The sequence below is a fragment of the Leptotrichia wadei genome (genome assembly GCF_007990545.2).
Lineage (GTDB): Bacteria > Fusobacteriota > Fusobacteriia > Fusobacteriales > Leptotrichiaceae > Leptotrichia > Leptotrichia wadei.
This window is the reverse complement of record NZ_AP019829.2, coordinates 261,641-277,524: the sequence shown is the minus strand read 5'-3', so window position 1 is coordinate 277,524 and position 15,884 is coordinate 261,641. Positions and strand designations below refer to the sequence as shown.

9 protein-coding genes are annotated in these 15,884 nt (G+C 29.3%); all 9 read right to left on the bottom strand.

Annotated elements, in window-relative coordinates:
• Window positions 1-43: 43 nt before the first annotated feature.
• The 9 genes from FVE73_RS01330 to FVE73_RS01290 all read right to left on the bottom strand — a co-directional run bounded on the left by FVE73_RS01330 (window position 44) and on the right by FVE73_RS01290 (window position 15,276).
• Window positions 44-1,165: a branched-chain amino acid ABC transporter permease gene (locus FVE73_RS01330; RefSeq protein ID WP_051070822.1), complete on the bottom strand. Its 1,122-nt coding sequence runs from the start codon at window positions 1,163-1,165 to the stop codon at window positions 44-46.
• A gap of 24 nt (window positions 1,166-1,189) precedes the next feature.
• Window positions 1,190-2,086, bottom strand: coding sequence for a branched-chain amino acid ABC transporter permease (locus tag FVE73_RS01325; RefSeq protein ID WP_018499301.1), 897 nt, complete (start codon window positions 2,084-2,086; stop codon window positions 1,190-1,192).
• A gap of 389 nt (window positions 2,087-2,475) precedes the next feature.
• Entirely contained in the window at window positions 2,476-3,594 is a 1,119-nt protein-coding gene (locus FVE73_RS01320) for an ABC transporter substrate-binding protein (RefSeq protein ID WP_018499300.1), read from the bottom strand.
• A gap of 81 nt (window positions 3,595-3,675) precedes the next feature.
• Window positions 3,676-4,788 (bottom strand): ABC transporter substrate-binding protein, encoded by a 1,113-nt coding sequence (locus tag FVE73_RS01315; RefSeq protein WP_018499299.1) that lies wholly within the window; start codon window positions 4,786-4,788, stop codon window positions 3,676-3,678.
• Between the two features lie 255 nt (window positions 4,789-5,043).
• Window positions 5,044-5,640 (bottom strand): outer membrane beta-barrel protein, encoded by a 597-nt coding sequence (locus FVE73_RS01310; RefSeq protein WP_018499298.1) that lies wholly within the window; start codon window positions 5,638-5,640, stop codon window positions 5,044-5,046.
• A gap of 400 nt (window positions 5,641-6,040) precedes the next feature.
• Window positions 6,041-6,685 carry a DUF4878 domain-containing protein gene (locus FVE73_RS01305; protein ID WP_018499297.1) on the bottom strand — a complete coding sequence of 215 codons (645 nt, stop codon included), beginning with the start codon at window positions 6,683-6,685 and terminating at the stop codon, window positions 6,041-6,043.
• 117 nt (window positions 6,686-6,802) lie between these two features.
• Window positions 6,803-7,801, bottom strand: coding sequence for a UDP-3-O-(3-hydroxymyristoyl)glucosamine N-acyltransferase (gene lpxD / locus FVE73_RS01300; protein ID WP_018499296.1), 999 nt, complete (start codon window positions 7,799-7,801; stop codon window positions 6,803-6,805).
• A gap of 165 nt (window positions 7,802-7,966) precedes the next feature.
• Window positions 7,967-10,300, bottom strand: a complete 2,334-nt coding sequence (locus FVE73_RS01295; RefSeq protein ID WP_018499295.1) for a BamA/OMP85 family outer membrane protein — start codon at window positions 10,298-10,300, stop codon at window positions 7,967-7,969.
• A gap of 8 nt (window positions 10,301-10,308) precedes the next feature.
• On the bottom strand, window positions 10,309-15,276 hold the full coding sequence (locus FVE73_RS01290; RefSeq protein ID WP_018499294.1) for a translocation/assembly module TamB domain-containing protein: 4,968 nt from the start codon (window positions 15,274-15,276) through the stop codon (window positions 10,309-10,311).
• Between the last annotated feature and the right edge of the window lie 608 nt (window positions 15,277-15,884).

The window sequence follows — 15,884 nt, the reverse complement described above, 5'->3', positions numbered from 1 at the left end:
TCCTATTTTACTTCTTTTTTTTATTTATTAAAAATACTTAATTTTAATTTTCATCACTTTCATTTTTACTATTTTTATGATCTCTAATCCGCTTAATTCTTCTTTTTGTTCCTGCAAATGTAAATTCCTTCGTACCGAAAATTCCCTTTGGACGGAAAATCATCAATGAAATTAATATAATTGCGTAAACTAAGTATCTAAATTGTGAAACATCTCTTAATTTTTCATTTAATAATGTCAAAATTACCGCAGCAACAATCGCTCCCGTAATACTTCCAAGTCCTCCAAGCACTACCATAACAAGAATTTCTATCGAGAATAAAAATCCAAATTTATCAGGTGTCAAAATTCCCACATTATGTGCAAACAGTGATCCTCCAACTCCAGCAAAAAATGCTGAAAATGCAAATCCATAAAGTTTTACACGATTTAATCCAATTCCAATATTTTCAGCCGCAATTTCATCTTCCCTAATTGACAAAACTTCCTTTCCCTTTCGTGAAGTCATAGCCATTGCAATTATAACAATTGAAATAACTACGATGAAATATGTATTTGAAAAACTCAAAAGTGTCGGAATACCACTAAGTCCAGTTGCTCCACCTAAAAAATCCAAATTTTGAATAATATATTTTACAATTTCTCCAAAGGCAAGTGTAATAATTGCAAGATAATCTCCTCTTAGCCTAAGTGTGCTACCACCAACCAAAAGCCCAAATACAGCTGCAACTAATCCACCAAATAGTGATACTAAGATTAATTGTAAAAATGGCGGTAAATTATAATGGACTAATATTTTTGAGATAAAAGCTGCTGAATATCCACCAATTGCAATAAATCCAGCTTGTCCCAAGTTAAGTTGTCCCATAAGTCCGACTGTTATATTTAAACTTACTGAAAATAACACATAAATTAAGATACTTATATAAATTCCCCTTGTATAACTGAAGGCATCATTTGGATCAAAAGTAAAACTTAAAACAAAATAAAATATAATTATTAAAAGAAACGTAGCAATATAATTTTTTACATTTAATTTGTTAAAATAATTTAAGTCGTTCCATTTACAATTTTTTATTTCTTTATCTTTTTTAGGCTGTTTATCTTGTTTTTTTTCTAAATTATTTATATTTTTTTCTTTTACATCTTTATTATTTTTTTCCATTTTTTCCATCTTCCTCCCTTCCAATTATACTTTTTCCTTCATATTTTTCCCAAACAATCCATTTGGTCTAAAAATTAATATTAATATAAGCACACCAAATACAATCGGATTTGCCCAAGTTGTAAGCGATGAACCTTTTACATACGCTTCAAGCAGTCCTAAGACATATCCACCAACCATAGCTCCAGGAATACTTCCAATGCCTCCAAATACAGCTGCAATAAACGCCTTTAGTCCAGGCAACATTCCCATATATGGCTCAATTTGCGGATAAACAATCGCATATAATGCTCCACCTAATGCACCAAGTCCAGAACCAATTGCAAATGTTATGGCAATAGTTTTATTTACATTAATTCCCATAAGCTGTGCCGCTCCTGTATCTTGTGAAACCGCCCTTGTAGCTTTTCCTAATTTTGTCTTTTTAATAAATAAGTTTAAAGCCACCATACATATTACTGTAATTGCAATTACAAATATTGTAAGTGTGCTAATTTGTAAAAATCCTAGCTTCATTTTATTATCATTTGATAAAAATGCTGGTATATATTTTGGATCAATAACTTTTGGATTTGCACCAAATATTATAAGTGCCAGACTTTCTAATAAAAAACTCATTCCAATCGCTGTAATTAATGCCGAAATCTTAGGTGCATTCCTAATTGGACGATATGCAAAAAAGTCAATTACAACTCCCAAAATAGCACACAAAACGATTGATAAAGTAATAGCCAGTATTAATGGCATCCCATTTGACACAGCAATAAGTGTGGCATAAGCTCCCACCATAAGTATATCACCATGTGCAAAATTTATAAGTTTAACGATACCGTAAACCATTGTGTACCCCAAAGCAATCAGGGCATAAATACTTCCAGTTTGCAGTCCGTTAATAGTTTGCTCGATAAAACTCTTTAACATAATTTTAAACTCCTATACTTTCTACTTATACAGTTCATTTTTATTTTATATTTCCTTTTAATTTAATACTTAGGCAACCTAAAAACTATATTTAATTTTATTCAAACTTTTATATAATCTTAAAGTTGCTTACGTATATTTTTATTTACTAAATTTCATTAATTTATTTTAAATTCTTAAATAAAAACTCTTGATAAAAAAAGTTCTCGATTGTTAGAAGAAAGAAAAAATCCCTAACAACCGAACTTTATAATAATTATTATTTTTCACATTTAGATGTATTCGATAATTTAATTTTTTATTTTAACAAGGGGTAAAAACCCCTTGCTTCAAAACATTTACTTTATTAAATTTTAAATTTTTCTAAATTTATGAATAATTCTATTATTCTAGAATTTTTCTTTTAATGTAAGTTTTCCATTTTTTACTTCAATAAATGTAACTTTCTTTTCAGGATTTCTTTCTGAATCATATTTTAATGAGCCTGTAACAAGGTTTGTTCCATTAAAGTTCTTAATTGCATCTTTAATTTCATCTTTTGAAGAAAGATCTTTTACATTTTTCAATGCAGTTTCTAAAATTGTTCCAGTATCGTATCCTAAAGCCGCAAAAATAATCGGATCAGTTTTATATTCATTTTTATATGAAGTAATGAACTTTTGAACATTTTGATCAGGATCATCTGGCGCAAATTGACTTGCAAAAATTGCTCCATTAGCAACTTTTCCAAAGTTAGTTTGGATTCCATCCCATCCATCTCCACCCATAAATTGGGCATTTATTCCAAGATCTTTTGATTGTGTCAAAATTAATCCAATAGTATTGTAATAATCAGGTACAAAAATTACCTCAGGATTATATCCTTTTACTTTTGTAAGTAATGCTCTAAAATCTTTATCATCTGCAGTATATTGTTCTTCTTTAACCTGAATTCCTTCTTTTTTAGCTTGTTCCTTAAACGCATTTGCAAGTCCAACTGAATAATCACTACCTGTATTAGTCAATACTGTAACATTTTTATAGCCTTTAGATTTTGCATATTTTGCAACAACAACACCCTGATAAGGATCTGTAAATGTTGTTCTAAATACAAAATCCTTATCCTTTGTAATATCAAATGCAGTTCCAGTTGCTGTAATCATAGGAACTTTTGCTTGTTGCGCAAGCGGTGCAATTGCAAGAGATGGTCCAGATGTAACTTCTCCCATAAAAATATCAATTTTATCTTGTGAAACCATTTTTTTAAATGCATTGATTGCTTCCTGTGCATCTCCCTTACTATCTGCCACAACAAGTTCGATTTTTTTACCGTTAATTCCACCAGCGGCATTTATTTCCTTTACTTTTAACTTAAATCCATTAATTGTACTTGTTCCATATTGCGCTACATTTCCAGTCAAAGCTCCAATAACACCGACTTTTATAACATTTTTATCTTTTGCAGTTTTAGCTCCGCAGCTAAATACAAATAATGCCAATAATGAAATTAAAAATAATGTCTTTTTCATAATTGTTCTCCTTTACAAAATTTATTTTTATATTCAAAATAACTTACTTAAAATTTTTTATTTTCTTGAATTTTTTTACTTTTAGAATTTTTCCTTTAATGTAAGTTTTCCACCTTTTACTTGGATAAATGTAACTGCCTTTTCAGGATTTCTATCAGCATCAAATTTTAATTTACCAGTTATCAAATCTATACCGCCTACATTATTCATAGCTTCTCTTATAGATGCTCCAGACATATCTTTCGTAGATTTTAGAGCAGTTTCTACAATTTGCACAGTATCATAACCAAGTGCCGCAAACATTATTGGCTCTTTGTTATATTTAGCCTTGTAAGCCTTCATAAATTTCTGAACATTTTCAGCCTTGTCATCTGGAGAAAATTGACTTGCAAAAATTGCTCCTTCTGCAACCTTTCCAAAATTAGTCTGGATTCCATCCCATCCATCTCCACCAAGATACTGTGCATTAATTCCCAAATCTTTAGCTTGTGAGATAATAAGCCCAATTGTATTGTAATAATCAGGTATAAAAATAGCTTGTGGATTTTGTCCTTTTACTTTTGTCAAAATCGCTTTAAAGTCTTTATCATCGTTTGTATATTTTTCTTCAGTAATAGTTATTCCATCTTTTGCAGCTTGTGCCTTAAATGCATTTGCAATTCCTACAGAATAGTCATTTGAAGAGTTTGTCAATATTGCAATTGATTTTATGCCTTTAGATTTTGCATATTTCGCAGTGGCAGTTCCTTGATAAGGATCTGTAAATGTTGTTCTAAATACAAAATCTTTTCCCTTTGTAACATCAAGGCTTGTAGCTGTTGCTGAAATTAAAGGTACTTTTGCCTGTTGCGCAAGTCCTGAAATAGCTTGTGAAGTAGCTGATACAACTTCTCCAATCACAACATTAACCTTATCTTGTGAAACCATCTTTTTAAAGGCATTTACTGCTTCTTGAACATCTCCTTTACTATCTGCAGTTACAAGTTCGATTTTTTTCCCATTGATTCCACCTGCATCGTTAATAGCATCAACCTTCAGTTCCACACCTTCTTTTACCGCTACTCCATATTGTGCATAATTCCCAGTAAGCGGCGCAATAACTCCAATTTTTATGACATTGCCATCATTAGCCTTTTTACCGCATCCAACAATAAACACTGTAGCTAATAGCATCATTAAAAATACTTTTCTCATATCGTCATCTTCCTTTCTATTTTAATGCTAAACTCCATTTAAATATATTTTATTTGTTTTTTAAAAAAAATTTATAATAAACCCGCTATTCAAATGGAAAATAGCAAAAATTATTTATACACTTATTTATGTTTATTATTATATCACAAAAAAATAAAGAATTGAAATTATTTTTAAAAATTTATACAAAAAAAACTACTACATTTCGTAGTAGTAAAAAATTATTTTTTTTGTTATTAAAATACTAAACTATTATTAATCTCCTAAATTGAAATCATAACCTACACCAAGAGATACTCTTCTGTAGTTAGCATCATATTTTTTAGAAGCTCTTAAAGGTCCTTCATATTTGTATTCACCTTGATTTTCTTTATACATAAGTTCTACGTTTACATTGTTGAAGTTAACTCCTCCACCAACTCCATAGTATAATCCATTTTTAGCTGTGAATTTTCCTAAAGAACCATAGTCGTGATTTCCATTATTAAATGAATATCCTAAATCACCTTTAACATAAGGTTTTACAACTGTTTGTGTATCAAAAGTATATTTAGCTGTTGTATACACTGGAATAGAATTAAAGTTTTTTTCGTTTTGTCCATTTACTTTATCTTTCAAATCTTTGTGGAATTGGAAAGCAGTACCTCCACCAATTTCTAATCCAGGAGCTACTTCATTTCTGTATTCAATTCCAACTTCTCCTGAACTGTTTTTAGTTTTTTGATTTTTCCAATCTTTTCCATAATGGTATTGTCCACCAAGGTCTATTCCACCTCTAGCTTCTATTTTTCCTGCATCTGCAAATGAAGCTGCACCTAAAACTAAGAATAAACCAATTAATGTTTTTTTCATAATTAATCACCTTTCTTTTCTAGAAATCTCCTTTGAACTGCTCCCATTTATAGAAACAGGAACTTCCTTAAGAAATATAATTTTTTTACATATTCTAAAGGCTCTATGGGTAGTTCATACCCTGTAATAATATTATACTATATTTTTACTATTTTATCAACACCTTGTTAACTTATTTTCTATTATATAGAAAAAAGATTTCCTTTTAATTCTTGTTGAAAATTTTTAAATATAGCATTTATCATTTTATAAGTTATTAACTTTAAATGATAATTTATTATACATTATTACTCTTATAAACAAATTTATATATATTTATTTTTTTCTTTGGAAAATAAAAAAACAACCAAACTTTTAAAATATATAATAAAAGAAAGATTGTTTTTTAATACTAGATTTTTTATTTATTTTGATTTCTAAGTTCTTCTGGCTTTTGCGATATTCCTGTTGAAGGTCCTGTTTCTGGTAATTCTACTGATGTTTCTTCATCAGTTTTTCCAAGATTACCCAAATTTAATAATGTCGTATTAAGTTTTCCAAGTAACACATCAACATTTTCAGCAGTTACCACTACTTTTTCCCCTTGTGGAGTCTTTTTAACTACAAATTTAGTTGTATTTTTTATTTTTGGCTTATCTTTTGCTTCAAGTTCCTGTTTAAATCTTTCTTCAGCTGAAAGTGGTTTAGAATCTTTGTTTGTAAAAACTTCTTGTGACATTTTTTGGAAAACTTGTAAAAATACTTTTTGTACATCTAAATTTGTCACTTCCACAGTTACAATAGTAGTATCGCTATCTTGTTTTTCCGTTCCAATTATCTTATATTCAAGATTTTTTAACAATGTTTTAAAAAGTAATTCTTGAGTTTTATTAGTATAAGTTACTTCTAAATTTCCTTCAAAACCATCGTCAATAGCATACTTTGCTGCCTCTTTTGGCTTACCCGCCTTTATGTTATTAATAAATTTTGAAACTGTGTCACTAGGTCCTGATCCACAGCTAACTAAACATAAAAGCATAAAAATTCCTAGTAATAATTTTTTCATCTATAACTCCCTTCTCTTTCTATTTATAATATAATTTGTTCTTTATTATTTAATAATACATCATTTGAATTAATAAGTCAAGGGAGTTTTGAAATTTTGGCAAATAGTATCATAAATTTATTTTATTATTTTTTCTAACTTTCTAACTCTTTTTACAAGTTCAGGTACTTTTCCCATTGACATTTTTATTCTCAGATCGTCCATGTGGTCTCTTAATGGATATCCAGACATTTGTTTTCCATCGGGAACATCATTCGTAACACCTGATTTCGCAGCAATTATAACATTATTTCCGATTTTTAAGTGTCCTGCTACTCCAACTTGTCCTGCAAGTGTTGTATTATCTCCTACTTCAACACTTCCAGAAATTCCCACTTGTGCAATAATAAAACAGTTAGAACCAATTATATCATTATGAGCAATGTGAACTAAATTATCAATCTTTGTACCTCTTTTTATAATCGTATCTCCAATTGCTCCTCTATCAACACAAGTATTCGCTCCAATTTCCACTTCATCTTCCAAGATAACATGCCCAATTTGTTCAATTTTCACGTTGTTATCTTTTACTTTTATGTATCCAAATCCATCAGACCCGATAACTGCTCCTGGCTGAAAAATACATTTTTTACCAATTTTAGAAAATTCTCTAATCGTGACATTTGAGTAAACAATTGTTTCATCTCCAATTTCTGTTCCTTCAAAAATTGAAACATTCGGATAAATCACAACATTTTTTCCAATTTTCACATTATGTCCAATATAAGTATTAATTTTAGAAACACTTGCAGTTTCATCTATTACCGCTGAATCTTCTATTGCCTTTTCAAACGGTTTTATTTTTGGCTTAAAATAATTTAATAAAACCGGCATCAGTTCTCTTGGATTTTTTTCAACCACAATATATGTTCTATTTTTCGGTAAATTTTCCAATGGTGGAACAATTATCGCTCCAGCAGTACATTTATCAATACTTTTCAACATTTTTTCATCTGCTGCAAAAGTTAATTCTTCTTCTGTTGCATAAAAAAATGGTGACAATCTTTTAAAAGTCAAATTTTCATTTCCATTTATTTTTCCATCAATTAATTTTGTAATTTCTTTTATATCATACATTCTGAACATCTCCTTATCCATTTTTATATATCAAAATATTTATTTTATCATCTTTTAGTTTCAAGACAAGCCTAATTACAAAATTTTTATAAAATTATAGGGATGAAATCAATCATCCCGTATAATTATATTTTTAGATTTTTTATTTTAATTTGTCTGAAAAAATTAGAATGATTGTCCGAAACTAAAGTAGAATTTACCCTTATCTTTCTTTTCACCTTTTTTCTCAGGATCCATAGGCCAACCATAATCAAATCTTAACGGTCCAATCGGTGTATTCAATCTCACACCAACTCCATAACCTTTTTTAAGATCTTTAAAGTCATGAGCATCTTTTCTGTTTGGTTTGTAGATTTTTTTACCAGTACGAGGATCTCTTGACTCATTTTGCCAAGCGTTTCCTATATCGAAGAACGCTACTAACTGTAAGGTGTCATTAATTTTTGTTCTATTTTCAATAGTTGCATGGAATTTATCATATCCGTCAAATGCACCATAATCATATCCACGAATTGATTCTGCTCCACCAATACTAAATCTTAATGCTTCTGGAGTTCCACTTCCTGTTGATCCCCAAGCCACTCTATATGCCATTACATTCTTATCACCAAAGAATGTTTTATGATAAGCTCTTAAATCTGCTTCAAACTGATCATAACTTCTAGGATCATTTATAAGTTCTCCTCTTTCGTAGGAAAGTGTGGAATAGATTCCTTTTGTAGGACTATATTGGTTGTTTCTTGTGTCATAAATTAATGACGGTCCTATTGCAAACAGGTTATATCTATCATTTACTTTTTTATTTGAGAACAATTCTTCATAATGATCGTATCTTGCTGCCATTCTTACATAAAGATCACTGTTAAGCCCTTTACCAATTGTCCAACGCGTTCCGATCTTCTTAACCTTTTCCACTTCATCTGGATCAGCATTATCATCAACTGATACATTCCAGTAAGCTGTTCCTCCCAATTGAACACGTTCAGTTCCTCTTAACCAAGGATCAAACCAGCTAATATCAAATGTTTTATCTCCTTTATTTGATGCTGATAAAGTAATTGAAGCATCTTGTCCTCTTCCCAAGAAGTTTGAATCTGACAATTTAAGCTCTCCTACTAGCCCAACAGAAGTTCCATAGGAAATACTTCCATTAATTGTTGTAGTTGGACGTTCTTCCACAAGTAATTTTACAACTCTTGCATTTGGATCATCTTCTTTTCCTTCAAGAACTGGCTCTATCGACGTAAACATTCCTGTTCTATAAAGTTCTTCTACTGTATCCTTTATATTTTTAGTTTGGAAAATTTGTCCAGGTTTTATTTTTTGAACTCTTTCAAATATATAAGGTTTTGTTCTTAAAGTCGAATGTTTTTCAGACAGTCTTTCGTTATCCTTTCTAGAAGAAGCTTTTAGAAATTCTACAGAATCAACAACTCCTTCTGTCAATCCAATTTTTATATCCCCTTCATTTGAGACATTTATTGATTCGATTCTTGCAACAGTATATCCATCTTTATTATATAATTTTGTTATTCCATTTTCATCAGGATTTAATAAATTACCATTTAAGATTTCACCTTTTTTTATACCTAAAGCCTTCTCAAGTACTGCATCCTTGTAAAGTGTATTTCCTTCAAAGCTAATACTTCGAATAGCTGGATTTTCCTTCACTTCATAAATTATAGAAACAGTATTATCTGCTTTTCTGTCAATTTTTGGCTCAACTGTTGAAAAATATCCAGTGTCAAATATTTTTTGTCCTCCATCGACTGCCTTTTGTGGTATGAAAATATCTCCTGGCTTAATTGGTAGACTCTTTAAGTATTTTTCTTTATCTTGACTACGAACTTGCAATCCTTCAATATCAACATTTGCCACAGTATATTCTGTTTCTTTTTTCATTTCTTCCTGCATTTGTTTTCTTTGAACAAGTGCTGCAGCATTTTCAACTTCTGAAACTTCAACCATTATATTTACAGTATTTCCACGAATTTTTGGATAAACATTCGCATCTGATATATATCCTGTTCTCTTTAATGCAAGATAAATATCACTAAGATCTTTATTTGTATAATTATCTCCTGATTTTACAGGTATTTTTGATAATAAGAATTCTGGAGATAATTCTTTTAAATTTGAAATTTCAATTGAACCAACTTTTAAATCATCTCTTGTTCCCCTGTCAGTTTCAAATATATTATTTGTTTTACCTTTTCCCTTTGCTGCTTGACGTGCTGCATTTCTTCTGCTTCTCTTGACTCTTTTACTTCCTGGTTCACTACCTATTTCCACTTCTTCAGCAGAATATCTACTCTTAATATCTGAAATCCCTTCATTGTCTAACTCTTCTTTGGTTGATATTCTACCTGCATTATCCGCCAGCATCATTCCAGCTACTGTGCTTTTTTCTTCAGCTTGTGACAAATTATTAACAGATACAAATAATGTTACCACAATAATCAAAGCATAAATTTTATTTTTTACTTTTCGTTTTGACATTTTTCCTCCTATTTTTTTAATGTATCTAATTTTTTCTTCCTAAATATCTTTTTTAAAATATCTCCGAATGTATCAGCTCTTGTTGAAAAATCGACTCCAAAATAATAGTTTATCCTTGTACCATTACCCATGTTTGCACTAGAACTAGATCTTTTTAAACTTTCTCCTCCGATTCTTAAGTCTAATCCATTTGAAACACTGTAACTTAGCCATGCATTATATCCAATTGGATTCTTTTCATCATTTTTTGAAGTCTGATATGGAAACTTAAATGCAGCATTCCAAAATAGCTTATCCTTGTATAAATTATCCTGTAATGTAAGTGTTGTTGCGGCACTATATTCCCCCGTCTTATTAGAACGATCAACATTTGTAGAAACAGCTACTTTAGACATTCCCAATGCATCCTTGATCTTACCAGTTACTGATGAAAGAAATAGCTCATTTAATGCAGTATTGATTAAAGAACCTGCCACTACTAGCCCATCGACTGAATTATCTCCATTCTCACCTGGGTTGCCACTATTTCCAACTAAAGTATTAAGTGCAAGAGATGATATTATTTCTTCTCTTGTTTTTCCAGAAGAAGATGAAAATCTTATTTTAGGATTACTTACATTTCCGCTTACATTTATCTCTATTCTATCACCATCTACTCTTGTACTAGCATCGAAAATTACAAATGGATCTGATACAGAAGCTGTAACACCATTAACTGATGGTACAAATCTTATTTCTGCTCCGTCAATCTTAAAGTCATTTCCATTTATGGAAAAAGACCCTTTTGTAATTCTATACTCTCCATCTATCCCAATCTGACCATCCTCATAAGTAATTTCAGATGAACCTTTTACTGTACCCTTTATATTTTTTACAAGACTTACATTTGGAATATTAATTTTTACATTATTTCCAGCTTGTACACCTATATTAACTGTATACTGCTTCATTATTTTATCAATTACTTCTTCCACGATTCCTTCTACAATTGACTTATCTTGTTCCTTTTTAGCCTCCTGTGCTGGTTCTCCTGTTTTAGTTTTTGATGAATTAAAATTTGGAATTTCACGTATTTGAGCATTATTTACTACAAGATCTCCAAATAATCTATTTTCTGTAAATACTGCATTTCCACTAAGAGCAAAATCTATTCCTTTTCCATAATGAATCCCTACATTGTTAAGATCTGCATTTAATTCAAATTTTCCAAGTTCCAATCGTTTAGTTTTCATAAAATCAGCAGGAATTGTAGGAACATCTAAATCTCCTGTTACTTTAAAAGTTCCTCCATTATATCCTCCATCTAGACGATTTACTATAAGTTTACTGTTTTTCAAATCAATATTAGCATTTACATTATCTACAAGCGTTAATTTATCTCTTGTTTTATAATTAAAGTTATCAAGTAGAATATGTCCCGTTGTAGATTCATTTGAAAAGATCGCATCTACATTTGCAATTCCTCCTGCCTGCTCAACACCTTTATTGATTCCTAGAAAATCTAAGTTAAAGTCTTTTGCCAACATAGAAACATTATATTTTATTGGTGTAAATTGAACATATCCATTTACAAGAAGTGGATTATTTTCATATTCCAAATAAAACTGCCCAATATTTAAAGATTTTTCATTAGCTTGTAAATCAATATCCACATTTTTCACTGGAAACCCGCTAAGTTTAATCGAATCCGCTTTTATTTTAACTCCAGATATAAATTTTTCAAAACTTCCACGATACATAAATCCAAAGTCTATATCACCACTATATCCCTTATTCTTTAAATCCTGTATTGAATCAAGTGAAAACTTCTGTTTTTCCAGCTGATAATCAATATTTACATTTGCCAAATCAAATTTAGTTTGTGTTTCAAACAAAGTTTCCTGATTATCCCCAACAAATCTCAACTTTTGTAAATCAAATGTTCCGTATTTAAATAATTTATCAATATTCCCATTAGAATACTTAATATCTGCAACAATGTGCGGTATTTTATAAGTCTTAAAACTCATATTTCCCAAGATTATTTGCCCTTCAAGATTAAAGTTGTTTAAATCTCCCTTAAGATTAAGATTTGATTTTGTTCCAAATGTCAAATCTTTCAACTCTAGAAGTTTTGGAATATCAGGCTCATTTAAAGTAAGTCCAATATCTGAAATTCCTGTTTTTAAATTATAAGTCCCAGATAATCTATTATCACGTAAAGTTACATCATCAAAGCTCATAATTCCATCCTTTATGGTAATATGTGCATTGGTATCACCCACATAAGTTGATTTTATTGTTGTAGGTGCAGATGGTATTATTATGCTTCCAGAAAGCTTATCTACAGTTCCTGTCAAATTCGCATTCAAATTTTTAACTTTTAAATTTAATTTATATGGAGAAGTGTCATAAATCATATAATCCTTTAATCCAGCATTTATATTCATATTACCAGTCTTAAGGTTATAATTACCGTTTGCATCCAAATTTTCATTTTTAGCGCTTAAAATATTTACGACATTATCCTTTATTTTAAGATTAGCAGTTACATCTTTCAAACGCTGATAATTAAACCATAATTCATCCATTTTTGCATTAGCCGTCAAATCTAAATTTAACAAATTATTTATTTTACCATTGGCATGTAATTTTTCATATTCCACTATATATTTTCCATAGGGACTATAAAGTTCATAATTCCCAGAAAGTTTATTCGCTGTTCCTGATAAGTTGGCATTCAATGTTCCAATTTTCACATCCATTTTTGATGGTAATTCATTACTTGAAAGCATATAATTTTTTAATCTTGCATTTATATCTATTTTACCAGATTTAATGTCATATTTACCACTTGCATTCAAATTTTCATTTCTTATACTTGCGATATTGACAACATTGTCTTTTATTTCAAGATTACCTGTTACATTTCTTAAACGCTGATTTTCAAACTGTAATTCATTTACTTTCGCATTGATTGTCATATCCAAATTTGTCAAATCATTAATTTTACCTTTAACATGCAAATTTTTATATTTTCCCATGTATTCACCATAAGGGCTATGAATTTCATAAGTCCCGAAAAACTTATTATTTACACCTTTAATATTGGCTGTAACAGTTGCAGGCAGCTTTGCCTTATTCAGCCCATTAAAATTATATCCATTAGCCCTTAATAACTTTGCAATATCAACATGTTTCGGTAAATTGAGGGAGTATGAATGTTTCATATCAGAAGTTGTCATTCCGCTTATATTTAATACTCCCCCACCATTTATTCCAGCTGTTCCATTTATTTTGTAATTTCCATTACGAATTTTTATATTTACATCTATAACTTTTACAAAAGGAACTGACAAATCCTTCACTCTTACCCTAATTCTTCCAGAACGAAGTGGTTTTTTATTTTTAAATTTCATGATTAGGTTATCAACATCTGGACTGATTTTATAAGATTTTCCCCCATAATTCACAGTAAAATATCCATTACTTCTTGCATTAATTACAACTGTCTGTACTTTTGGATTTACCGTATATCTACCTTTTAAAACATTAGATCGTACTGTACCTGTTATAATATTTTTAGACGATATTTTAACACTTCCAGTAATTTTTTTAATATTAAAATCAGAACCAAGATTATTTAATACATAATTTGCTGTACCAGTTTTATTTTTCAAATCATACACAAATTTTCCAACTTTAACATCTTCGTTTACTTTAAATCCTGAAAAAGCTTCATTAAATACAAATGATGTATCACTTAAAGTCAGTTTTTCATTTGTAATTTTCATAGTAGTCTTTATATTTTGAAAATTAGAATTTGAAATTCTTATATTATCTGAAGAAAACTTTCCATCAAGTGTCCCTTTTTTAGTTTTTGTATCAATATTTAACTCAAGTCTTCCTGAAACTGCACCATCAGCTTCAATTTTTGTATTTTTAATCATTTTATAACGCGCAACTTGATTAAATGGAAGTTTATCTGCAACCAATTTTAAGTTCATTTTTTGATTTTGTATAAAATAAGCTAGTGTCAAAGTTACTGGACTTTCACTTAATTTAGTATTCGCATTAACTGTAATTTTATCTTTTTTCATATCAACTACAGCATTAACACCTTCAATATCTCCATCAAAATCAACATAAGACAATTTTCCATTTTTGATTTTCAAGCTTCCCAGTATATATGTTTTTTTTCGAATTTTATTTTGTTCCATTTTTAATGCACCTGTAAGTATTCCATCTTTTACCTTTATCATTTCAACCTGAGCATATTGTCCTAGTTCTTCAGTTATTTTAATATTTTCAAAACCAAAATTAAGACGTGTATCCTTCCTTCTCACATCACTATTTTTTATTTTATCAAACATTGAATAAATTGACTGCTTAGATTTTATCAACTGTTTTAATTCAACCTTTAGAACTTCTGTTGTTCCATCTTCGTTTTTATTTCCAAAACCTTTTGCAAAAAGTGAGAAACCACGTGATTTTGCTACTTCCAGTCTTCCATTTACCTTTTTCAATGTTTTTTTTATTTTTTTAGCATAAGTTGTATCTGTATAATTTAAAATTGCATTGTGAATGTGTAGTTTTCCAATTCTGCTTGTTGGATCAAACGTTTCTGGTTTTTTTGGATCTTTTTTTATCACATGAAGAATATTAAAATCATTATTTTTTCTACGTTCTAAATTAACAGTTCCATTATACACATCAATTCTATTAAGCCTAGTTGGCATAAGAAGACTTATCCCAGCCGTAGTCTTTTTAGCATCAATAACTACATTTCCCGCAAGATCTTTAACTTTTAAGTTGTCAATTTGAATTTTACTAAATCCAATTACCTTGACATTCCTAAATTCAACATTTAGTCCACTGCTCTTCAAAATCAAAGTCAGTACGCCTCTAAAGTTTTTCGTTGAAATATAAAACTTTAGTGCAAATAAAGACATTAAAAGAAAAATAAATACAATCAAAGATCTCTTTATGTATTTCATTTCACGTTTTTTACCTCCTCTTCTCTTTATTTTTGAAAAGGATAATTATTTTCATTGTCCTAATTCCCATTTATGTTTTCTTTATTTTTTTCTTATGTTCAAATTTTATGTTCAAAGGAAAACATCTTTTTTATTTTAGCATAAATTTACATAAAAATCTATTATTATATACGATTTTTTCACTTAGAAAAAATTAAACTTAAACTATGAGCCCCATTCCTTATACTTAATCATTAGGTAAAACAGATAATAAATTGCGAAAATTGAAATTTTTTATATGTTTTAGATGTTGCACTTAATTATACAATACACCTATATAAAAAAACTTTTATTATCAAAATAAATCTATTGACTTTTTATGTAACACATGTTATATTATCTATACTTAAAATTTTATCAAACAAATATATTAATTTGAATAGATAATTTTAAAAGTAAAAGAAAAAATATGGAGAAAATCAAAAGATAAAATAGGCAATTGTAAAAGTAATAATATAAAAATACAACTAAATACAGTGTTTCAACAAAAATATTAAAATTTTACTGCAAGAAAAATAATAAGAATTAGAATTATAAAAGCATTGTAATTATTGAAAATTTTAGACTTT